Annotated in this window: 18 protein-coding genes and 1 pseudogene; 9 read left to right on the plus strand and 10 right to left on the minus strand. The window is 74.3% G+C overall.

Annotated features, from left to right (window positions below):
• Positions 1–296, plus strand: a pseudogene (locus tag EAO71_RS40315) (Lhr family helicase); the annotation flags it as partial.
• Here the strand turns inward: EAO71_RS40315 and EAO71_RS24735 are convergent.
• On the minus strand, positions 178–810 hold the full coding sequence (locus tag EAO71_RS24735; protein ID WP_261992322.1) for a GNAT family N-acetyltransferase: 633 nt from the start codon (positions 808–810) through the stop codon (positions 178–180). The pseudogene EAO71_RS40315 and the gene EAO71_RS24735 sit on opposite strands and share 119 nt — an antisense overlap.
• Positions 811–921: 111 nt before the next feature.
• Here EAO71_RS24735 and EAO71_RS24740 point away from each other — a divergent pair, with 111 nt between their 5' ends.
• The gene (locus tag EAO71_RS24740; protein WP_147980000.1) at positions 922–2,298 is read left to right on the plus strand and encodes a pyridoxal phosphate-dependent decarboxylase family protein; all 1,377 of its coding nucleotides are present in this window, start codon (positions 922–924) and stop codon (positions 2,296–2,298) included.
• Positions 2,299–2,352: 54 nt separating this feature from the next.
• On the opposite strand, the gene EAO71_RS24745 is transcribed toward EAO71_RS24740, so the two are convergent.
• Entirely contained in the window at positions 2,353–6,984 is a 4,632-nt protein-coding gene (locus EAO71_RS24745; RefSeq protein ID WP_147980001.1) for an ATP-dependent helicase, read from the minus strand.
• Positions 6,985–7,116: 132 nt separating this feature from the next.
• Here EAO71_RS24745 and EAO71_RS24750 point away from each other — a divergent pair, with 132 nt between their 5' ends.
• From EAO71_RS24750 to EAO71_RS24760, 3 genes are read left to right on the plus strand one after another with little or no spacing between them, the layout of a single operon-like run.
• Positions 7,117–7,965 carry an AraC family transcriptional regulator gene (locus tag EAO71_RS24750; RefSeq protein WP_147980002.1) on the plus strand — a complete coding sequence of 283 codons (849 nt, stop codon included), beginning with the start codon at positions 7,117–7,119 and terminating at the stop codon, positions 7,963–7,965.
• A gap of 10 nt (positions 7,966–7,975) precedes the next feature.
• Positions 7,976–8,785: an AzlC family ABC transporter permease gene (locus EAO71_RS24755; protein ID WP_261992323.1), complete on the plus strand. Its 810-nt coding sequence runs from the start codon at positions 7,976–7,978 to the stop codon at positions 8,783–8,785.
• Entirely contained in the window at positions 8,782–9,090 is a 309-nt protein-coding gene (locus tag EAO71_RS24760; RefSeq protein ID WP_147980003.1) for an AzlD domain-containing protein, read from the plus strand. Before EAO71_RS24755 ends, EAO71_RS24760 begins: the two co-directional genes overlap by 4 nt.
• 163 nt (positions 9,091–9,253) lie before the next feature.
• Here EAO71_RS24760 and EAO71_RS24765 read toward each other — a convergent pair whose 3' ends face one another.
• Positions 9,254–10,195, minus strand: coding sequence for a hypothetical protein (locus EAO71_RS24765; RefSeq protein ID WP_147980004.1), 942 nt, complete (start codon positions 10,193–10,195; stop codon positions 9,254–9,256).
• Positions 10,196–10,274: 79 nt separating this feature from the next.
• Between EAO71_RS24765 and EAO71_RS24770 the strand changes: the two genes are divergently transcribed.
• Together EAO71_RS24770 and EAO71_RS24775 are read left to right on the plus strand one after the other, a co-directional pair.
• Positions 10,275–10,469 carry a DUF3046 domain-containing protein gene (locus tag EAO71_RS24770; RefSeq protein ID WP_147980005.1) on the plus strand — a complete coding sequence of 65 codons (195 nt, stop codon included), beginning with the start codon at positions 10,275–10,277 and terminating at the stop codon, positions 10,467–10,469.
• A gap of 327 nt (positions 10,470–10,796) precedes the next feature.
• The gene (locus EAO71_RS24775; protein ID WP_147980049.1) at positions 10,797–11,978 is read left to right on the plus strand and encodes an AI-2E family transporter; all 1,182 of its coding nucleotides are present in this window, start codon (positions 10,797–10,799) and stop codon (positions 11,976–11,978) included.
• A 93-nt stretch (positions 11,979–12,071) separates the two neighbouring features.
• Here EAO71_RS24775 and EAO71_RS24780 read toward each other — a convergent pair whose 3' ends face one another.
• From EAO71_RS24780 to EAO71_RS24795, 4 genes are all read right to left on the minus strand, one after another.
• On the minus strand, positions 12,072–14,258 hold the full coding sequence (locus EAO71_RS24780; RefSeq protein WP_147980006.1) for an MMPL family transporter: 2,187 nt from the start codon (positions 14,256–14,258) through the stop codon (positions 12,072–12,074).
• A 96-nt stretch (positions 14,259–14,354) separates the two neighbouring features.
• The gene (locus EAO71_RS24785; RefSeq protein ID WP_147980007.1) at positions 14,355–15,149 is read right to left on the minus strand and encodes a cytochrome d ubiquinol oxidase subunit II; all 795 of its coding nucleotides are present in this window, start codon (positions 15,147–15,149) and stop codon (positions 14,355–14,357) included.
• Between the two features lie 10 nt (positions 15,150–15,159).
• Complete coding sequence (locus EAO71_RS24790; protein ID WP_147980008.1) at positions 15,160–16,443, minus strand: cytochrome ubiquinol oxidase subunit I; 1,284 nt, start codon at positions 16,441–16,443, stop codon at positions 15,160–15,162.
• 202 nt (positions 16,444–16,645) lie between these two features.
• Positions 16,646–17,311 (minus strand): response regulator, encoded by a 666-nt coding sequence (locus EAO71_RS24795; protein ID WP_147980009.1) that lies wholly within the window; start codon positions 17,309–17,311, stop codon positions 16,646–16,648.
• A 291-nt stretch (positions 17,312–17,602) separates the two neighbouring features.
• Between EAO71_RS24795 and recA the strand changes: the two genes are divergently transcribed.
• Both recA and recX read left to right on the plus strand, forming a co-directional pair.
• Positions 17,603–18,736 carry a recombinase RecA gene (gene recA, locus EAO71_RS24800; RefSeq protein WP_187282806.1) on the plus strand — a complete coding sequence of 378 codons (1,134 nt, stop codon included), beginning with the start codon at positions 17,603–17,605 and terminating at the stop codon, positions 18,734–18,736.
• Positions 18,737–18,740: 4 nt separating this feature from the next.
• The gene (gene recX / locus EAO71_RS24805; protein WP_147980010.1) at positions 18,741–19,307 is read left to right on the plus strand and encodes a recombination regulator RecX; all 567 of its coding nucleotides are present in this window, start codon (positions 18,741–18,743) and stop codon (positions 19,305–19,307) included.
• Positions 19,308–19,410: 103 nt separating this feature from the next.
• Here recX and EAO71_RS24810 read toward each other — a convergent pair whose 3' ends face one another.
• The 3 genes from EAO71_RS24810 to EAO71_RS40115 all read right to left on the minus strand — a co-directional run bounded on the left by EAO71_RS24810 (position 19,411) and on the right by EAO71_RS40115 (position 20,562).
• Positions 19,411–19,821 carry a rhodanese-like domain-containing protein gene (locus EAO71_RS24810; protein WP_187282807.1) on the minus strand — a complete coding sequence of 137 codons (411 nt, stop codon included), beginning with the start codon at positions 19,819–19,821 and terminating at the stop codon, positions 19,411–19,413.
• On the minus strand, positions 19,818–20,366 hold the full coding sequence (locus tag EAO71_RS24815; protein ID WP_147980051.1) for a cupin domain-containing protein: 549 nt from the start codon (positions 20,364–20,366) through the stop codon (positions 19,818–19,820). Before EAO71_RS24815 ends, EAO71_RS24810 begins: the two co-directional genes overlap by 4 nt.
• A 109-nt stretch (positions 20,367–20,475) precedes the next feature.
• Positions 20,476–20,562 (minus strand): putative leader peptide, encoded by an 87-nt coding sequence (locus EAO71_RS40115; RefSeq protein ID WP_311605579.1) that lies wholly within the window; start codon positions 20,560–20,562, stop codon positions 20,476–20,478.
• Between the last annotated feature and the right edge of the window lie 173 nt (positions 20,563–20,735).

Consider the following 20,735-nt stretch of genomic DNA (forward strand, 5'->3'; position numbering starts at 1 on the left):
GTTTCTCGGCGGTGTACCGGATCCTGTCGGCCTTCGAGGACACCGGTCAGGCCCGCCGCGGCTACGTCGTGGAGGGGCTGGGCGCGGCCCAGTTCGCGATGGACGGCGCCGTCGACCGGCTGCGGGCGGCGGCCACCGCGCGCGACCGGGGCGCCGAGGCGGGGGCCGCCGGGGCGGTCAGCCGGCGACCGGCTCGTCCCACGACCGGGGGCGGGGGAGCGCCACCCACTCGTCCCGCAGCAGGGCCAGGACGGCGACGTCGTGCCGCCGGCCGCGGTGCAGGCAGGCGGAACGGCGSACCCCCTCCTGGACGAAGCCGGCCTTCGCCAGGACCGCGAGGGCCGCGGTGTTGGTGGTGTGGGTGACGGCCTGGACGCGGTGCATGGGCAGTTCGCCGAAGGCGAGGTCGACCAGGGCGTTCACGGCGTCCGTGCCGTGGCCCCGGCCGCGCCGGCCGGGATCCGTCATCAGCATGATCTCGGCCGTGCCGTCGACGACGTCCTGGTCGATCAGGGCGATGTGACCGATCGGAGTGCCGTCCGGGAGCAGGACGAGGAAGTCGTCGCGGTCGTTGTCGTCACGATCGCGCTCGATGCGCTCGCGCACGCCGGACAGGGCGCGCGGCCACATGCCGATCTCGTACGCGGCCACCGGGTCGCTGCGCCAGGCGTGGATCTGCTCCGCGTCGTCGACGTCGAGCGCGGCGAAGGCGATCCCCCGGCCCCGCCAGCAGACCTCCCGACGCGCTTCCGCGTCCTCGGGGGCCCGGGACGGGTTCTGGCCGGGGTATTCCGCCATCTTCTCGATCATGGGCGGATGCTACGGGCCACCGGGACCGGCGGGCCAGCGGATTCGCGGCGCGGGTACGGGCGGGCAGCCGCCGGCTTGCGGGGCCGGGTCGGCCGGACCATAGTCCGAGGTATGGACCCGCGCGAGGCGGCGCTCCGGCAGGCGTACGACCATGGCGTCCGCTGGCTGACGAGCCTGCCCGACCGCCCCGTACCCGCCCGTGCCACCGTCGACGAGGTCGTGCGCGCGCTCGGTGCCGATCTGCCCGACGGACCCAGTCCGCCCGCGGACGTCGTCGATCTGCTGGCCACGGCCTGCGAGCCGGGGCTCACCGCGTTTCCCGGCGGACGCTTCTACGGATTCGTGGTCGGCGGCACCGAGCCAGCCGCGCTCGCCGCCGACTGGCTGGTGAGCGCCTGGGACCAGAACTGCGTGATGCGCGCCGTGACCCCCGCCTACGCGGCGGCCGAGGAGATCGCCGCGACCTGGCTGCTCGATCTCCTCGGTCTGCCGGACGGCGCCTCCGTCGGGTTCACCACGGGCGCCACGATGGCGAACTTCACCTGCCTCGCCGCCGGGCGGGACGCCGTGCTGCGCCGGGCCGGCTGGGACGTCGCCCGCGACGGCCTCGCCGGCGGCCCACCCGTCCGCGTCCTGGCCGGCGAGTCCCGCCACATGGCCGTCGACCTGGCCCTGCGCTACCTGGGGCTGGGCGGGCCCCGGCTCGTGAGCGCGGACGCCCAGGGGCGCGTCGATCCGGAGGCCCTGCGCCGTGCCGTCGCGGCGGGCGGGCGGGAACCCACGCTCGTGGTCCTCCAGGCCGGTGACATCCACTCCGGCGCCTTCGACCCCTTCGCCGACACCGTGCGGGCCGCCCGGGAGGCGGGCGCGTGGGTGCACGTGGACGGCGCGTTCGGGCTGTGGGCGGCGGCCTCCCCGCGGTACGCCCACCTGACGGCGGGCTGCGCCGACGCCGACTCCTGGGCGACCGACGCGCACAAGACCCTCAACGTCCCCTACGACTGCGGTCTCGCCCTCGTGCGCGACCCGTCGGCGCTCCGGGCGGCGATGGGACAGCGCGGCGACTACCTCATCCAGCACGAGCACGGCGATCCGATCGACAAGGTCCCCGAGCTCTCCCGGCGCGGCAGGGCCTTCCCCGTGTGGGCGGCGCTCCGGTCCCTCGGCCGGTCCGGCGTGGCCGACCTCGTCGAGCGGCTGTGCCGGCACGCTTCCGCCTTCGCGTCCGGCATCGCCGGGATCGACGGCGCGAGCGTCCTGAACGACGTGGTGTTCACGCAGGTGTGCGCCGAGTTCGGCGACGACGAGCGGACGGACCGGGTCCTGGCCCGGCTGCTCGACGACGGAACGGCCTGGATCAGCGGCTCCACCTGGCACGGGCGGCGCGTGATGCGGATCTCGGTGAGCAACTGGTCGACGACCGACGAGGACGTGGGCCGGACGCTCGCCGCGATCCGGCGGGCGGCCGCCGAGGACCGGCAGGGGTGACGCCCGGGCCGGGTGGCGGCACGCGTGCCGCCACCCGATCCGGTGGCCGGGCGGTCAGGGGCGCAGGCGCAGCCCCCGGGGAGTGGCGTGGAAGCCCGCGGCCTCCAGGGTCTTGGACAGCGGCGAGGTCAGCGCAGCGGTTCCGTTCATCCGCTCCACCGTGACCGTGCCCAGCGAGCCGGCGAGGGCGGCCGCCGCCAGGGCCTCGGCGGCCGCGTGGAGCGCAGGGTCGTCGGGTTCGGTCGGCCAGGACAGCACCGTCTTGCCGCCCCGCTCCATGTACAGCGTCAGTTCGCCGTCGACCAGGACGACCATCGACCCCGCCTTGCGGCCCGGCTTGTGCCCCGCCCCGGTCGGCGGCTCCGGCCAGGGCAGAGCGGCGCCGTACGCGTTGGCCGGGTCGGCCGCGGCCAGCACCACCGCCCGCGGACCGGCGCCCGCCTCGGCGCCCCGGTCGCGCGCGGTGGCCGCCGCCCGCAGCCGGTCGACGGCGCCGTCCATCGCGAACTGGGCCGCGCCCAGCCCCTCCACGACGTAGCCGCGGCGGGCCTGACCGGTGTCCTCGAAGGCCGACAGGATCCGGTACACCGCCGAGAAACCGCCCTCGACGCCCTCGGCGGCCACCGCGCCCCGGGTGACCACGCCGTGCCGGTCCAGGAGCGTACGGGCCAGGGCGTGCGCGCGGAGCGTCTGCTCCGGCTCCACCGGGGGAAGCAACGACCAGCGGCCGCTGACCGTCGGCGGGCCGGTCCGCGAGGCCGGGCGGGTGGCGCCGAGCGTGCCGTACCGGCCGCGCGGGACGGTGCGCTTGGCGCGGTGGGCCGTCGAGCCCGCCGTGCGGCCCGAGCCGAGCAGTGCGCGCAGCGGAGCGAGCGTGTCGTTGGTGAGCCGCCCCGACCAGGCCAGGTCCCAGACGGTGTCCGCGAGCTGCGGATCGGTCGCGTCGGGGTGCGTGGTGGCCCGGACCTGGTCGGCGATCTGGCGGAAGAACAGGCCGTAGCCGCCGGTCAGGGCCGTCAGGACCGACTCGTGCAGGGCCGTGAGCTCCAGGGGGTGCGGCGGCGGGAGCAGGAGCGGCGCCGCGTCGGCGAGATAGAGGGAGATCCAGCCGTCCTTGCCGGGCAGCGAACCGGCCCCCGCCCACAGGACCTCGCCGGTCGTCGTCAGCTCGTCGAGCAGGGCCGCGGAGTAGCCCCCCACCCGGGACGGCAGGACGAGCTTCTCCAGGGCCGAGGCCGGCACCGGGGCACCCTGCAGCTGCTCGATCGCGCGCGCGAGCCCGTCGATCCCGCGCAGTCCGTGCCCGCCCAGGTGCTGCCACTGGGGCAGGAACGTGGCGAGCGCGGCCGGGGGCACCGGCTCCAGTTCATGCCGCAGGGCGGCCAGGGACCGGCGGCGCAGCCTGCGCAGCACGGCCGAGTCGCACCATTCCTGGCCGATGCCGGAGGGATGGAACTCGCCCTGGACGACCCGGCCCGACGCGGCGAGACGCTGCAGCGCGCCGTCCGTGACCGCCGCGCCCAGGCCGAGGCGGGCCGCGGCCGCCGAGGAGGTGAACGGCCCGTGCGTGCGGGCGTACCGGGCGAGCAGGTCGCCCAGCGGGTCCTTCACGGGCTCGGTGAAGGCCTCCGGCACCCCCACCGGCAGCGCCGTGCCCAGGGCGTCCCGAAGCCGGCCGGCGTCCTCGATCGCCGCCCAGTGCTCGGCGCCGCCGATCCGGACCCGGATGGCCCGGCGGGCCCCGGACAGCTCCCGCGCCCAGTCCGGGTCCGCACCCCGCTCCACCAGCTCCGCGTCGGTGAGGGGACCGAGGACGCGCAACACGTCCGCCACGCCCTCCACGTCCTTGATCCGGCGCTCCTCGGTGAGCCACTGGAGCTCCCGCTCCAGCTCCGCGAGCACGTCCACGTCGAGCAGCTCGCGCAGCTCCGCCTGGCCGAGGAGTTCGGCCAGGAGCCGCGAGTCCAGGGACAGCGCGGCCGCGCGGCGCTCGGCGAGCGGCGAGTCGCCCTCGTAGAGGAACTGGGCGACGTAGCCGAAGAGCAGGGAACGGGCGAACGGGGACGGCTCGGGGGTGGTGACCTCGACCAGGCGGACCCGGCGGGACTCGATGTCCCCCATCAGTTCGGTCAGCCCGGGAACGTCGAAGACGTCCTGCAGGCACTCCCGGACCGCCTCCAGCACGATCGGGAACGAACCGAACTCACTCGCCACCTGGAGCAGTTGGGCGGCGCGCTGGCGCTGCTGCCAGAGCGGGGTGCGCTTGCCCGGGTTGCGCTTGGGCAGCAGCAGGGCGCGCGCGGCGCACTCGCGGAAACGCGACGCGAAGAGCGCCGAACCGCCCACCTGGTCGGTGACGATCTGGCCGATCTCGCCCTTGTCGAAGAGGGCGTCGGCCGCGCCGACGGGAGCCTGGTCCGCGTCGTACGTCGTGTCGGACCGCCCGTCCGGCGCCCCGGGGTCGTCGAGGAGGTCGAGCCCCATCAGGTCGGCGTCCGGCAGCCGCAGCACGATGCCGTCGTCCGCGTGCATGACCTGGGCGTCCAGCCCGTACCGCTCGGAGAGGCGGGCGCCGAGCGCGAGCGCCCACGGGGCGTGCACCTGCGCCCCGAAGGGGGAGTGGATGACGACCCGCCAGTCGCCGAGCTCGTCCCGGAACCGCTCGACCAGGATGGTGCGGTCGTCCGGCACGTGTCCGCACGCCTGGCGCTGCTCGTCGAGATAGGCCAGGACGTTGTCCGCGGCCCAGGCGTCCAGGCCCGCGGCGACCAGTCGCAGGCGCGCGTCCTCGGCCGGGAGGGAACCGACCTCGCGGAGGAACGCGCCCACCGCACGGCCCAGTTCGAGGGGGCGGCCCAGCTGGTCGCCCTTCCAGAAGGGCAGCCGGCCCGGTACACCGGGCGCGGGGGAGACCAGGACCCGGTCCCGGGTGATGTCCTCGATGCGCCAGGTCGTCGTCCCCAGGGTGAAGACGTCCCCGACCCGGGACTCGTACACCATCTCCTCGTCGAGCTCGCCGACCCGGCCGCCGCCCTTCTTCGGGTCCGCACCGGCCAGGAAGACGCCGAACAGCCCCCGGTCCGGGATCGTGCCGCCCGAGGTGACGGCGAGCCGCTGCGCGCCCGGCCGGCCGGTGACCGTCCCGGTGACCCGGTCCCACACCACCCGCGGGCGCAGCTCGGCGAACGCGTCCGAGGGGTAGCGGCCGGCCAGCATGTCCAGGACGGCGGTGAACGCCGACTCCGGCAGCGAGGCGAACGGCGCCGCCCGCCGCACGGTCGCCAGCAGGTCGTCCACCTGCCAGCTGTCCAGCGCGACCATCGCCACCAGCTGCTGGGCGAGGACGTCCAGGGGGTTGGCGGGGATCCGCATCGACTCGATGGCACCGCTGCGCATCCGCTCGGTGACCACGGCCGCCTGCACCAGGTCACCGCGGTATTTGGGGAAGACCACGCCCGTGGACACGGCGCCGACCTGGTGTCCGGCCCGGCCCACCCGCTGCAGGCCGGAGGCGACCGAGGGCGGCGACTCGACCTGGACCACCAGGTCCACCGCGCCCATGTCGATGCCCAGCTCCAGGCTGGAGGTGGCGACCACGGCCGGCAGCCGGCCCGCCTTCAGGTCCTCCTCGACCTGGGCGCGCTGCTCCTTGGAGACCGAGCCGTGGTGCGCCCGGGCGAGCAGCGGCGGCGCGCCGTGGGCGGCACCGGACTGGGCCATGATCTCGGCCGGCGGCGGGCCCTCGGGCATCGCCTCGCCGGTGGCCCGCTCGTACGCGATCTCGTTGAGGCGGTTGCACAGGCGCTCCGCGAGCCGGCGCGAGTTGGCGAACACGATCGTGGAGCGGTGGGCCTGGACGAGGTCGGCGATGCGCTCCTCGACCTGCGGCCAGATCGACGGCCGGTCACCGCCCTCCCGCCCCTCGGACGCCGGCGAACCGCCCAGCTCGCCCATGTCCTCCACCGGCACGACCACCGACAGGTCGAACTCCTTGCCCGACGGCGGCTGGACGATCTCGACGCGGCGCTGCGGGGACAGGTAGCGGGCCACCTCGTCCACCGGCCGGACCGTCGCCGACAGGCCGATCCGGCSGGCCGGGCGCGGCAGCAGCTCGTCGAGCCGCTCCAGCGACAGCGCGAGGTGCGCGCCCCGCTTCGTCCCGGCGACCGCGTGGACCTCGTCCAGGATCACCGTCTCGATGCCCGACAGCGCGTCGCGGGTGGCCGACGTCAGCATCAGGAACAGCGACTCGGGGGTGGTGATCAGGATGTCCGGCGGCTTGGTGGCCAGCGCCCGCCGCTCGGCGGGCGGGGTGTCGCCGGAGCGGATGCCCACCCTGACGTCGGGCTCGGGCCGCCCGAGCCGGACCGACTCCTGGCGGATCCCCGTCAGCGGGGAGCGCAGGTTGCGCTCGACGTCCACCGCGAGGGCCTTCAGCGGCGAGACGTACAGCACCCGGCAGCGCTTCCTGGGGTCGGCGGGCGGGGGCGTGGAGGCGAGCCGGTCCAGGGACGCCAGGAACGCGGCGAGGGTCTTGCCCGAGCCGGTCGGCGCCACCACGAGCACGTCCGAGCCCGCGCCGATCGCCTGCCAGGCCCCCTCCTGCGCCGGGGTGGGCGCGGTGAAGGCCCCCGTGAACCAGCCGCGGGTCGCGGGGGAGAAGGCGTCGAGCGCGGACGTGACCATGCCCTCCATCGTGCACCCCGGCACTGACAACCGCCGGGACCCGCGGGAACCCGCGGCCGGCGCCGGTGCCCCGGGGACGTCCGGACCGCCCGTGCCGGGCGCCGCGCCGAGCGCCTGGCGCAGAATGGGGGCATGGCGACAGGGGAGCGAGCACGGTACTGGCAGTACCCCGAGCTGCCCGGGGTCGACCTGCTGCACGCCCACTACGTCCGCAAGGCCTTCGCCCGGCACACCCACGAGACCTTCGTCTTCGCCGCGATCACCGAGGGCGTCGAGGCCTTCCACTACCGCGACGACCTCGTGTACGCGGGCCCCGGACAGATCGCCCTGGTCAACCCCGACACCTCGCACACCGGGCACGCSSGCGTGCCCGAGGGCTGGACGTACCGCACGATCTACCCGGACGCCGGGCTGATCCGGTCGATCGCCGCCGACACCCTCGCGCTGCGCGGGTCCGTCGGCTTCAGCGACCCCGTCGTGGACGACCCGTACGCCGCCCAGCTCGTCGTCGGCGTCCACCGGGCCGCGGAGGAGGGCAACGCCCTCGCCGCCGACAGCCTGCTGCGGCTGGTCACGGCACGGATGCTGCGCAGCCACGGCGGCCGGATCGGCACCCCGCTCGCGCCCCGCTCGGCCGGCGCCCGCAACGCGGCACGCGCGCGTGCCGTCCTGGAAGCCCGCATGACCGACCCGCCGACCCTGGAGCAGCTCGCCGCCGACCTCGGGACCAGCCCCTTCGCACTGCTGCGGGCCTTCCGGGACGCCTACGGGATGCCGCCGCACACCTGGCTGACCGACGCCCGCGTGCGCCGGGCGCGGCGGCTCCTGGACGCGGGTACGGCGCCGGCCGAGGCGGCCGTCGCCGTCGGGTTCACCGACCAGCCGCACCTCACCCGGCACTTCGCGCGGAGCGTCGGCGTCCCGCCGGGGGCGTACCAGCGCGCAAGAACGTACAAGACCGCGGGCCGCCGGGACCCGTAACGTCCCTGACGTGGCAGAACAGACAGCTCCCCCCGTCATACGGGCCGACGCCGCCCCCGCCAAGGCGGACGCGGCGGTCGTACGCGACGCCCTCGGCGTCGGCGTCGCCGTCGGACTCTCCGGCTTCGCGTTCGGCGTGACCTCCGCCGGGTCCGGTCTCACCCTCCTCCAGACCTGCGTGCTCAGCCTGCTCGTCTTCACCGGCGCCTCGCAGTTCGCCCTGGTGGGCGCCCTCGCCTCGGGCGGGAACCCGTTCACGGCGGCGGCCGGCGCGTTCTTCCTGGGGACCCGCAACGCCTTCTACGGGCTGCGCCTCTCGCAGCTCCTCGCCCTGCCCCGCGCGGTCAAGCCGTTCGCCGCGCACTGGGTGATCGACGAGACCGCGGCGGTGGCCCTGGCGCAACCGAGCCGGCGGGCCGTCCGGCTCGGCTTCACGGTCACCGGACTCACGCTCTACCTGCTGTGGAACCTGACCACCTTCCTCGGCGCGCTCGGCGCCGAGGCCATCGGCGACACCAGCGCCTGGGGACTCGACGCGGCCGGGCCCGCCACCTTCCTGGCGCTGCTGGCGCCCATGCTCCGCACGGCCACCGAGCGCACCACCGCCGGGCTCGCGGTGCTGCTCGGCCTCGGGCTGCTGCCGGTGCTGCCGGCCGGGGTCCCGGTGCTCGCGGCGGCGCTCGCCGCGCCCGCCGTGCTCTGGGCGCGGGGCCGCCGCGCCGCCGCGGCCGACGGCACCACCGCCGGGGACGCGGCGGATCCCGCGCCCCGCGCGGATGCCGTCCCGCGGCCCGCCGAGGACCATGAGGACGCCCGATGAACGTCTGGATCGCGATCGGCCTCACCGCCGTCGGCTGCTACGGGGTCAAGCTGCTGGGGCTGCTGGTCCCCGCCGGCGCCCTGGAGCGGCCCGTCGTCCAGCGGCTGGCGGCCCTGCTGCCCGTCGCCCTGCTGGCCGCGCTCACCGCCCAGCAGACCTTCAGCGCCGGCGGCGGGCTGGTGCTGGACGCCCGGGCCGCGGGACTCGCGGCGGCGGCCGTGGCACTGATCCTGCGCGCGCCCTTCCTGATCGTGGTCGCGGCGGCGGTGGTGGTCACGGCGGGCGTCCGGGCGCTCGGCGGCTGAGCGAGGACGCGGCGGGGCGCGTGCCCGCGCCCCGTCGGCGCCTGCCGCACCCGGGGCACGTCCCGCACCCGCCGCGGCACCACCCGCGCCGGGCGGCGCGGCGCCGAGTGCCCCGCCTGCCCGCCCTGCGCGGTGCCGGCGGCGGAAGCCGGCGCTCCGGAGGTCACTCGATCCGGCGGCCGTGGGCGCGCAGCGTCCGCAACGCCTCGATCGTCACGATCGGACGCGCCTCCAGCGCCGTGCCGGGGGCCCACTGCCGCCAGGCGACCGGCCAGCCCCCGTCCTCCTCCTGCGCGGCGGCGAGATGGTCCAGCGACCGGCGCATCTCCTCGTCCGTGAACCACCGCCGGGCCAGCGAGTCGGGGACGCGCGCGTAGTCGTACGGATAGTGGTGCTCGCCCGGCGCGTACCCGGGCGCCACCGGGAAGTCGTCGAGACGGTCCGGGTCCAGGACCGCGAGTCCCTGCTCCCGGACCATGCGCCCGAGCCGGTCCCCGGCCGCCTGCGCCCGCGACCGGTCGGGGACCCCGTCCAGGAAGGCGACCGCGGCCTCGACCTCGTACGGGTGCGACTTCTCCAGCGACTCGACGGCCGCCCAGCAGAACTCCGTGGCGCGGAACAGCCACGCGTGCCAGACCTGGTTGCGGTGCAGCAGCCCCACGACCGGCGCGGTGGACAGCAGCGCCGCCGGCGGGTCGTCGACCACCGGGACGAACGGCGCGGCCGGATAGCCGCGCTGGGACGGGTGCACGGCGGGCAGCGCGCCCTCGTGCGTCGAGATCTCGGTGAGATAGCGGCAGATCCGCTCGACCCGCAGCCCGCCGCAGCGGCCGATGGAGTCCAGCACCCGCAGCGCGTGCCCGGTGTGCAGCGGCTGGCTCACCGGACCCCGCAGATCGGGTTCGAGGGCGTGGCCGTAGCCGCCGTCCTCGTTGAGGTACGCCGCGAGGGCGACCTCGACCGGTTCCGCGCCGCCGCGCAGGAAGTGGTAGGCGAAGCGGCGTTGTTCGAGGACGCGGGCCGTCAGCCAGACGAAGTGCTCGGCGCGCGCGAGGGGAGTCGCGTACGGAGCCGCGGGCGACGCCGCGAGAGGAGTTCCAGCCATGGTCCGACGGTAGGCCGCACGGAGCGTGTGACAAGGGTTACGGACCGGGCTGCACTCTTGGGAGCGGGATACTGGGGGCATGCGGTTGACGATTTTCTGGGAACGGATGGCGGACCACTTCGGGGCGTCCTACGCCGAGTCCTTCGCGCGGGATCACGTGATGGCCGAGCTGGGAGGCCGTACGGTGCACGAGGCGCTGGACGCGGGCTGGGAGGCGAAGGACGTCTGGCGGGCGGTCTGTTCGGCCGTCGACGTTCCCGCGGACCGGCGCTGAGACCGGCTTGCGCGGCCGGGCGCGTCGCCCCCGCGCCGGCGCGGCCGGGCCGGGTACCCGCCCGCGGCGGGACGGAACGTCCGCGCGGTGCGCGAGACTGGCGGGGTGGCACCGACTGACGAGACCGACGAGACCGGCGACAACGCAGACACGACCCGTGAGCCGACGCCCACGGGCCTCCCGGTGAACGGCCGGGCGGAGGGGGCGACCGGACGGAGAGCCTCCGTGGTGCCCGCGGCAGCCGCCGCCTCCGAGGCGACCGCCGCCCCGGGACCGCTCGCGTCCCCCGCCGGCGCACCCGGCGGGACCGGGGCCGCCGCGGCGCGGATGCCCCGCTGGCTGCCCCGCGCCCTGGTGCTCGCCCTCACGCTCTACGCCTGCTTCCAGTTGGGCAGCTGGGCCTTCCACCAGCTCGTCGGCCTGCTCGTCAACATCCTGCTGGCCTTCTTCCTCGCGCTCGCCATGGAGCCCGCCGTCGGCCGCATGGCGGCCCGCGGCATGCGCCGCGGCCTCGCCACCTTCCTCGTCTTCCTCGGCGTGATCATCGTCAGCGTCGGCTTCGTCGTGCTGCTCGGCTCGATGCTCGCGGGCCAGATCGTCGACATGGTCGAGAACTTCCCCAAGTACCTCGACTCGCTGATCAACTGGATCAACCAGACCTTCCACACCGACCTCTCCCGGGTCGAGGTGCAGGACAGCGTGCTGCGCTCCGACTGGCTGCGGAAGTACGTCCAGAACAGCGCGACCGGAGTCCTGGACGTCTCCGCCACCGTCCTCGGCGGGCTGTTCAAGCTGCTGACGATCTTCCTGTTCTCGTTCTACTTCGCGGCCGACGGGCCCCGGCTGCGCCGCGCGCTCTGCTCCGTCCTGCCTCCGGCCCGCCAGACCGAGGTGCTGCGCGCCTGGGAGATCGCCGTCGACAAGACCGGCGGATACCTCTACTCGCGCGGCCTGATGGCCCTCATCTCCGGCGTCGCGCACTTCGTCCTGCTGGAGATCCTGGGGGTGCCGTACGCGCCCGCGCTCGCCGTGTGGGTCGGCCTGGTCTCGCAGTTCATCCCGACCATCGGCACGTATCTCGCGGGCGCGCTGCCGATGCTGATCGCGTTCACCGTGAACCCCTGGTACGCGCTGTGGGTGCTGATCTTCGTGGTCGTCTACCAGCAGTTCGAGAACTACATGCTCCAGCCGAAGCTGACCTCCAAGACCGTGGACATCCACCCGGCGGTCGCCTTCGGCTCGGTGATCGCGGGCACGGCGCTGCTCGGCGCCGTCGGCGCGCTGATCGCGATCCCCGCCGTCGCCACCCTGCAGGCGTTCCTCGGCGCGTACGTGAAGCGGTACGACGTGACCGACGACCCGCGCGTCCACGGCCACCGGCGGTACGGGGAGGCCGTGGTCGCCCGGCTGCAGAAGGCCCTGCACCACAAGCGGGAGCAGGGCCAGGCGACGGCCCCGGACTCCGCGGGGCCGGCCGAGCCGCCCGGGCCCCCGAGCGACGGCGCCTGACCGGTCGGCGGGCCGGGCTCGCGGACCGGGCGGCGGGCCGGTCTCCTGCCACCGGATCTCCGCCGGCCGGTCCGCCGTGCCGGACCTCCTCGGTCAGTCCCGCTCCAGGCGTACCTCCGGAAGGATCCGGCGCAGCGGCGCGGGGAGCCACCAGGCGCGGCGGCCGAGGAGCTGCATCACCGCCGGCACGATCAGGCAGCGGATGACGACGGCGTCGAGCAGGATCGCCACCGCCAGTCCGAGCCCGAACTGCTGCAGCATCCGGTCGGGGCTGAGCACGAAGGCCGCGAACACCACGATCATGATCGCCGCGGCGGCGGTGATGACCCGCCCGGTCGCCGCCAGCCCCTCGCGGACCGCGCCCTGCGGGTCCCGGGTGCGCTGCCACTCCTCGTGGATGCGGGAGAGCAGGAACACCTCGTAGTCCATCGAGAGCCCGAAGACGATCGCGAAGATCATCACGGGGATGAACGCCTCGATCGGGCCGGGCTGCACCCCGAACCAGCCGTGCTGGAAGACCAGGGTGATCACACCCAGCGCCGCCCCGATGCTCACCAGGTTCAGCAGCGCGGCCTTGACCGGGATCAGGACGGACCGGAACACCAGGAGCAGCAGCACGGCCGAGAGCCCGACGACGAGCGAGACGAAGAGCGGCATCCGGGCGGAGACGGTGGAGGCGAAGTCCTCGGTCGCCGCCGTGGGGCCGCCCACCAGCAGATCGGCGCCACTGGTCCGCTCCAGCGGGGGCAGCACCTCCGCGCGCAACCGGTCGACCAGCTCCGAGGTCGCCGCCGCCTGCGGGGCCGAGTCCGGGAAGGCGATCACCGTCGAGACGGCGGGATCCCCGGCCGGGATCGGAGGTGTCGTCGCCGCGATGCCGTCCGTCCCGTCCAGCAGTCGCCGCAGCTCCCCGGCGGTGGCGGCCACGTCCGCACCCGCGTCCCCGCCGGTGCCGGGGGCCGCACCGCCGTCCACGACCACGATCAGCGGTCCGCTGAAGCCGGGGCCGAAGCCCTCGGCCAGCAGGTCGTACGCCTGCCTGCTGGACTTCGCCGGGGCGTCGTTGCCCGCGTCGGCGAAGCCGAGACGCATGTCGAGAGCCGGCGCGGCCAGGGCCCCCAGGGCAGCCAGGGAGAGCAGCAGGGCCGCCCACGGCCGACGCTGCACCCCCGCCGCCCAGCGCCGCCAGCCCGCACCCTCGACCCGCACGGACCGCGCCGCGCGCCGGGCGACCTGCCGCCGGATCCGCCCGCCGAAGACGCCGAGCAGCGCCGGGAGCAGGGTGAGGGACGCGGCCATGGTGACCAGGACGGTCAGGGCGACGGCGAGCGCGACGCCCTGCAGCGAGCCGAGCCCCAGGGCCACCAGCCCGGTCAGCGCGATGATCACCGTGCAGCCGGCGAAGAAGACGGTCCGGCCCGCGGCGTCGAGCGCGGTACGGGCGGCCTGCTCGGGCTCGGCGCCCGCCAGCAGCTCTCCGCGGTAACGGGAGAAGATCAGCAGGGCGTAGTCCATGCCCACGCCGAGACCGACCAGCATCATGATCGGCGGCGTGAAGTCGGCGACGTCCGCCAGATGCGAGGCGAGGGCGATCAGCCCGATCGAGGCGGCGACCGCGAACACCGCGGTGATCACCGGCAGGCTCGCCGCGACCAGCGAGCCGAACAGGAAGACCAGGACGACCAGGGCGCCCAGCATGCCCGCCCCCTCCGCCGCGCCTCCGCCGCCCTCCTCGGCGCCGCGGGCCGCCTCGCCGCCGACGGCGGCCGCCAGACCGTCGCCCTGGGCCGCGCGCACGGTCTCGACGATCTTCAGGACCTGGGCCCGGTCGGTGTTCTCCGCCTCCTCGTCGAGTGTCACGGTCGCGTAGCCCACGGTCCCGTCCCGCGAGACCGCGGCCCCGTCCTCGTAGGGGCTGCGGACGTCCGACACACCGGGCAGCAGCGCCACCCGGTCGAGCAGCCCCTCCACGCGCGCGGTGACCGTGGCGTCGCGTATCCCACGCGCGTCCTCGACCACGATCTGCAGGGTCGCGTCGGCCTGGCCGGAGCCGTGCCGCTCCAGGACGGTCCGGGCCGCCTGCGCATCGGTCCCGGGAAGGGAGAAGTCGTTGTGGTAGGCGCTGCCCACGGCGGTCGACGCGCCGGTCGCCGCGGCCACCACCACGATCCAGAGCACCACCGCGGTCCAGCGGCGGCGGTACGAGAGGGCGGCCAGCCGCTCGAAGACGCTGCCGCGCCGACGGGTGACCGGGGGATCGCTGTCCCGCGTGACGGTCATGATCGTTTCTCCTGTCGAGGGGCCCGGTGCGAGCCGTGAAGGTGGGGGAAGGCGGATGGGGGATGCGCGAGGAGGGGACGCGGAAGCGGCCGGTGGTCAGAGGTAGGAAGGGCCGGTCACCCGCCGCCGGAAGGCGATCCAGGTCCACACCTGGGCGGCGACCAGGAACGGGGTGACGACCAGCAGCGCGGGGACGAGAAGGGCGAGCGTGGCGGGGTCCGCCGCGTGCGCGGCGAGCGGGAGGGTGCCGCCGGCGGCCGGCGGGAGCGCACCGAGGAGGACGGCGGTGAGGGCGAACGACTGCCACGGGCCGTTCCGTCCCACCAGCAGCCGGGCCCGCTCATAGGGCGGTCCGGTCAGCCGCAGCGTCGCGAAGCCCAGCCCGTGCACGGCGAACAGGGCGGCGACCGCGAGGGCGACGAGCACGCCCGCCGGGCCGCCGACGGGCTCGTACGGCGCCCCGGTCAGCAGGGCGGCGAGCAGCAGTCCCGCCGAGAGCGCGACGGTCCAGCTGCCGCACACCACCGCCGCGTCGCACAGCGCGCGCCGGCGGCCTCCCCCGTCCGTCCGCACCCGGCCGCGCGACCACAGCCCCGTGTCCCGGACGACCCAGCCGGTCAGCAGGGCGACGAGCACGGGGTACTGGCCCGCCAGCAACTCCCCTTCCAGCGTGGGAAAGCAGCCGGCGAGCACGCCGGCGGTGGCGATCAGCCAGACCTCGTTGCCCAGGAAGAACGGCGCGAAGGACGCGATGACCAGGCGCCTTTCGCGCGCGGTCCGGCCCAGGTACGGCAGGAGCATCCCGGTGCCGATGTCGGAGCCTCCGAGGATGAACCAGCCGGTGGCGAAGAAGGCCGGCAGGACGACGGCGAGAGTCTCGGGAGAGTGCACGGTCCGCTCCTCAGTAGCGTGTGGCGGGCAGGGAGGCGACCGGGTCCTCGGAGACGGTCCGGTCGTCGTGGCCGAGCCCCGAGTCGACCGGGCCGCGGCGGGCGTGCCGCACCAGCAGCCAGGTGTCGAGGACCAGGAGCAGCACGAAGAGCGTGGTGAAGACGGCCAGCGAGATCCGCATCGTGGTGGGGGAGAGGTCGGAGACGGCGTCCTCGGTCCTCAGCAGTCCGTAGACCACCCAGGGCTGACGGCCGGCCTCACGGAAGACCCAGCCGCCGATCATCGCGAGATAGGGCAGGGGCACCGCGGCCATCAGGGCGAGATGCCACAGCCGGAAGCGGAGGACGGCCTTCTTGAAGCAGGCCAGGATCACTCCGGCGAAGGTGAGGTACATCATCAGCGCGAAGCAGAGGAGCATGACCAGGCCTCCGCCCCGGGTCCACGCCTCGGAGGGGACGTAGTCGCCGGGGCCGTAGCGCGCGGTCAGGTCCGCCTGCACGCGTGCGATCTCGGCGGCCTTCCCGCCGAAGACGGCCGACTTCATGGGCTGGAACGTGCTCAGCGCGGAGAACTGGAGGCCACCGAAGACGGCGGTGACCATCAGCGCGGGGAAGGCGAGGAACACCCCGATGCGCAGGCTCCGTCCGAAGAACTCCCCTTCGGCCGTCCGTCGGAAGAGGTGGTGGGCGCTGACCCCGGCCATGAAGAAACCGGCGGTGAGCAGGGCCCCGGCGAGGACGTGCCCGAAGGCCAGCAGCGCGGACGGATTCGTCAGCACGGCCACCGGATCGTCCAGGACGAGCTCGCCGTCGTCGGTGCGGTGGCCGACGGGGTGGTTGAGGAAGCCGTTGGAGACGAGGATCCAGTACGCCGAGAGGTACGCGGTGAGCGTGACGACCCAGATCGTCGCGAGATGGGCCCACCGTCCGAGCCGGTTCCAGCCGAAGATCCACAGGCCCAGGAAGGTCGACTCGACGAAGAACGCCACGATCGTCTCGACCGCGAGCGAGGCGCCGAGCACGTTGCCCGCCTCGTGCGTGAGCCCGCTCCAGCTCATGCCGAACTGGAACTCCATCACGATGCCGGTGACGATCCCGACCGCGTAGTTGATCACGTACAGCTGCCCCCAGAAGCGGACCATGCGCGCGTGGAGCGGCTTGCGCCCGATCGTCGCCACGGTCTGGAGCACGGCGACGACGGTCGCCAGCCCGAGGGTGAGGGCGACGAAGAGGAAGTGGCCGCCCGCCGTCAGGGCGAACTGGAGCCGGGCGAGGTCGAGGACTTCTGGATTCACGCGGCCAGCGTCGGCGTACGCCTGCGGTCACCGCGTCGCCCGCCGGTGGACAACCGGCGTACCCCCTCGGTTGCGCCCTCCGCCGGGGCCGTACCTCCGGAGTTGCGGGCGGGCGGCGTCATCCCCTAGGGGGTGTCTTGCCGATCGTGCCGCTCTTGGCGAGGGAGGGGGGTCGGACCAAGGAAGGCCGCCGGGACAGCCGTCAGCCGAGCCAGCCCGGCGTGATCATCCCCGACTCGTACGCGAGGATCACCAGTTGGGCCCGGTCCCGGACGTCGAGCTTGGTCATGATGCGGCTGACGTGCGTCTTGGCGGTCGCCGGGGACAGGACGAGCCGCCGCGCGATCTCGTCGTTGGAGAGCCCCGCCCCCACCAGGCCCATCACCTCACGCTCCCGTTCGGTCAACGCGTTCAGGCGCGGGCTCGGGTCCGGCTGCCGGCTACGGCCGGCGAACTCCGCGATCAGGCGGCGGGTGACGGCCGGGGCGATGAGCGCGTCACCCCGCGCCACCACCCGTACGCCGTGCAGCAGTTCCATCGGCTCGGTGTCCTTCACCAGGAAACCGGAGGCCCCCGCGCGCAGGGCGCCGTAGACGTAGTCGTCGATGTCGAAGGTGGTCAGGATGATCACCCGGACCCCTTCCAGCCGGGCGTCGCCGGTGATGCGCCGGGTGGCCTCCAGGCCGTCCAGGCCGGGCATCCGGATGTCCATCAGGACCACGTCCGGTCGCAGTTCGCGCGCGAGCGCGACGGCCTGCTCCCCGTCGCCGGCCTCCCCGACCACCTCGATGTCGTCCTCGTCGGCCAGGATCGAGCGGAACCCGGCGCGGACCAGGGTCTGGTCGTCGGCGAGTACGACACGGATCATCGGGGGTCCCCCTGGGACGTGGTGGGCGGGTCGGTGGGGCCGGACGGTCCGTCGGAGCCGGGTTGCGGCCCGCGGACCGGCCGGGAGCGGGGTCGCGCGGGGGTGGTGTCGTCGGCGTGGTGCGCTTGACACCAAAATCGAACATCCATTCTTATGGGGTTCCGGCCCTTGGAATCACGGGGTTGTGGCCGAGTTGTCCACAGGTCGGAGAGACGCCGAGGCCCATTGTCAGTGGCAGGGGATAGCGTCTTTCACATGAAGCGATCGACTCAAGCAAACCGGGTGGAACCCATGGCAGGAACCGACCGCGAGAAGGCGCTCGAAGCCGCGCTCGCACAGATTGAACGGCAATTCGGCAAGGGTGCCGTCATGCGCATGGGTGACCGTACCCAGGAGCCGATCGAGGTGATCTCCACCGGTTCGACCGCCCTGGACATCGCCCTCGGCGTCGGCGGCCTGCCGCGCGGCCGTGTGGTGGAGATCTACGGACCGGAGTCCTCCGGTAAGACGACCCTGACCCTGCACGCCGTCGCGAACGCGCAGAAGGCCGGCGGCCAGGTCGCCTTCGTGGACGCCGAGCACGCCCTCGACCCCGAGTACGCCAAGAAGCTCGGCGTCGACATCGACAACCTGATCCTGTCCCAGCCGGACAACGGCGAGCAGGCCCTCGAGATCGTCGACATGCTGGTCCGCTCCGGCGCCCTCGACCTGATCGTCATCGACTCCGTCGCCGCGCTCGTCCCGCGCGCGGAGATCGAGGGCGAGATGGGCGACTCGCACGTCGGTCTCCAGGCCCGCCTGATGAGCCAGGCCCTCCGGAAGATCACCAGCGCGCTGAACCAGTCCAAGACCACCGCGATCTTCATCAACCAGCTCCGCGAGAAGATCGGCGTCATGTTCGGCTCGCCGGAGACCACGACCGGTGGCCGCGCGCTGAAGTTCTACGCCTCCGTGCGTCTGGACATCCGCCGCATCGAGACCCTCAAGGACGGCACGGACGCGGTCGGCAACCGCACCCGCGTCAAGGTCGTCAAGAACAAGGTCGCGCCGCCGTTCAAGCAGGCCGAGTTCGACATCCTCTACGGCCAGGGCATCAGCCGCGAGGGCGGCCTGATCGACATGGGCGTGGAGCACGGCTTCGTCCGCAAGGCCGGTGCCTGGTACACCTACGAGGGCGACCAGCTCGGCCAGGGCAAGGAGAACGCCCGCAACTTCCTGAAGGACAACCCCGATCTCGCCGACGAGATCGAGCGGAAGATCAAGGAGAAGCTGGGCGTCGGAGTGCGGCCGGAGGCAGCCGCGGCCGAGCCGGGCGCGGAGGCCGCGGGTGCCGCGACCGCCACGGACGAGGCGGCCAAGGCCGTCCCGGCCACGGCGGCCAAGGCCACCAAGGCGACCAAGGCGGCCCCGGCGGCCAAGAGCTGACACGGTGACCCGGCGTACCGAATGGCCGGGCGACAGCCCCGACTCGTCGAGGGCCGAGAAGGAGCTGTCGCCCCAGGATCCGGCTGAGCGGGCGCGGGCGATCTGCCTGCGCCTGCTCACCGGGACTCCACGCACCCGCAAGCAGCTCGCCGACGCCCTGCGCAAGCGGGAGATCCCCGACGAGGTCTCGGAGGAGGTCCTCTCCCGCTTCGAGGACGTGGGGCTGATCGACGACGCCGCCTTCGCCGATGCCTGGGTGGAGTCCCGGCACCACGGCCGGGGCCTGGCCCGCCGCGCCCTGGCCAGGGAGCTGCGGACCAAGGGAGTCGACCCCTCGCTGATCCAGGAGGCGGTGGGGCAGCTCGACTCCGAGCAGGAGGAGATCACCGCGCGCGAGCTCGTCGACCGTAAGCTCCGCGCCACCCGCGGCCTGGAGCGCGACCGCCGCCTGCGACGCCTCGCGGGCATGCTCGCCCGCAAGGGCTACCCCGAGGGCATGGCCCTGCGGGTCGTCCGGCAGGCGCTGGAGGAGGAGGGCGAGGACACGGAGGGGCTGGACGAGCCCTTCTAGGAGGTGTCCGGGCTCCACGCGACCGGGTCCGGCCGCGCCCGGACGACCGGCTCGCCTACCTGCACGAGGTGGAACAGCGGGGCCCGCGACCGCCCCGGTGGTGCTACTCCCGGATCGCCCGGGGCAGCAGGACCGGCAGGCCCGCCGCCTTCCAGGCCTGGAAGCCGCCGATCACGTCCGTCGCCCGGTGCAGGCCCAGCTGTCGCAGCGAGGCGGCGGCGAGCGAGGACGCGTAGCCCTCGTTGCAGAACACCACCACCCGCAGGTCGTGACGGTCCGCCTCGGGGGCGCGGTGGCTGCCGAGCGGGTCGAGCCGCCACTCCAGCTCGTTGCGTTCCACGACCAGCGCGCCCGGGATCAGGCCGTCCCTCTCGCGCAGCGCCGCGTAGCGGGTGTCGACCAGGAGCGCGTCACCCGCCTCGTACGCCTGGTGCGCCTCACGGGCCTCGATCCGGTCCAGGCCGGACCTGACCCGCTCCAACAGCTCGTCGATGCCGACGCGTTCGTCGCTCACTGCCAGTCCTCCGGTCGCTCGACCTGCTCCAGACGGAGTACCGCGCCCGAGCGGCTGAAGCGCCGGATCAGCGGGAGCGGCGGATAGTACGCGTGCACCGACACGGCGTGGGTGTCGGGGGACTCGTTGAGCACCTCGTGCACGTGGTGCCGGCCGAACGCGCGCCCCCTGCCGGCCGTCAGTTCACGCCGGCGGTCGACGTCGTCGGCCAGTTCCAGGGTCTTCCAGCCGCTCGCGGGCAGGCGCACCGCCAGCGAGTTCTCCTTCAGCGTGCCGCGGGCGGTGGTGAAGGCGCCGTGCGACTCGGCGTGGTCGTGCCAGCCGGTGCCGGTGCCGGGCGGCCAGCCGATCAGCCAGGCTTCGCTGCCGCCGGGTCCGTCGAGCCGCACCCAGGTCCGGCCCTCCGGATCCAGGGGCAGCGAGTCGATCAACGCGGTGTCCGACGCCGTACGGCGGACGAAGTCGAGGAGGTCGGCGGCGGTGGGTTCGGCCGGGACAGGGGAGGGCTCGGCGGCGTGCGGGACCACGGAGGCGTGCGCGGACACGGAGGCGTGCTGGGACACGGAGGACCGTCCTGGAAGTTCGCGGGAGAGGCGCGCGGGTACGCCGACGAGTCGGCGACGGCGTGGAGGAGCGCGCGAGGGAGGGGCGAATTCAGCAGGACGGGCGACACACGCAGCCCGCGTAGCGGACGAGGTCCATATGGACCCTCCGCCACAGGCGCACATCGGTGTCGGTCACGCTCCGGAGTACACCATGAGCGCCCGTGACGGTCAATTGACGTCCGCGGTGCGGTCCCTCTTTCCCGACGTCGGTCCCGGCCGGGAGCTCCGCCCGGCGGCCTTCCCGGACCGCGAGCCGGACAGCGCCCCGGCCCCGGCTCCCGCCTTCTCGGCTCCCGCCGTCCCCGTTCC

It is taken from the genome of Streptomyces sp. MS191 (genome assembly GCF_008042125.1).
Lineage (GTDB): Bacteria > Actinomycetota > Actinomycetes > Streptomycetales > Streptomycetaceae > Streptomyces.

Bases quoted from the DNA above. Each gene is read 5' to 3' on its own strand.
- EAO71_RS24740 (WP_147980000.1), top strand. From the start codon at position 922: ATGGACCCGCGCGAGGCGGCGCTCCGGCAGGCGTACGACCATGGCGTC.
- EAO71_RS24760 (WP_147980003.1), top strand. From the start codon at position 8,782: ATGAACGTCTGGATCGCGATCGGCCTCACCGCCGTCGGCTGCTACGGG.
- EAO71_RS24765 (WP_147980004.1), bottom strand. From the start codon at position 10,195: ATGGCTGGAACTCCTCTCGCGGCGTCGCCCGCGGCTCCGTACGCGACT.
- EAO71_RS24770 (WP_147980005.1), top strand. From the start codon at position 10,275: ATGCGGTTGACGATTTTCTGGGAACGGATGGCGGACCACTTCGGGGCG.
- EAO71_RS24775 (WP_147980049.1), top strand. From the start codon at position 10,797: ATGCCCCGCTGGCTGCCCCGCGCCCTGGTGCTCGCCCTCACGCTCTAC.
- EAO71_RS24780 (WP_147980006.1), bottom strand. From the start codon at position 14,258: ATGACCGTCACGCGGGACAGCGATCCCCCGGTCACCCGTCGGCGCGGC.
- EAO71_RS24795 (WP_147980009.1), bottom strand. From the start codon at position 17,311: ATGATCCGTGTCGTACTCGCCGACGACCAGACCCTGGTCCGCGCCGGG.
- recA (WP_187282806.1), top strand. From the start codon at position 17,603: ATGGCAGGAACCGACCGCGAGAAGGCGCTCGAAGCCGCGCTCGCACAG.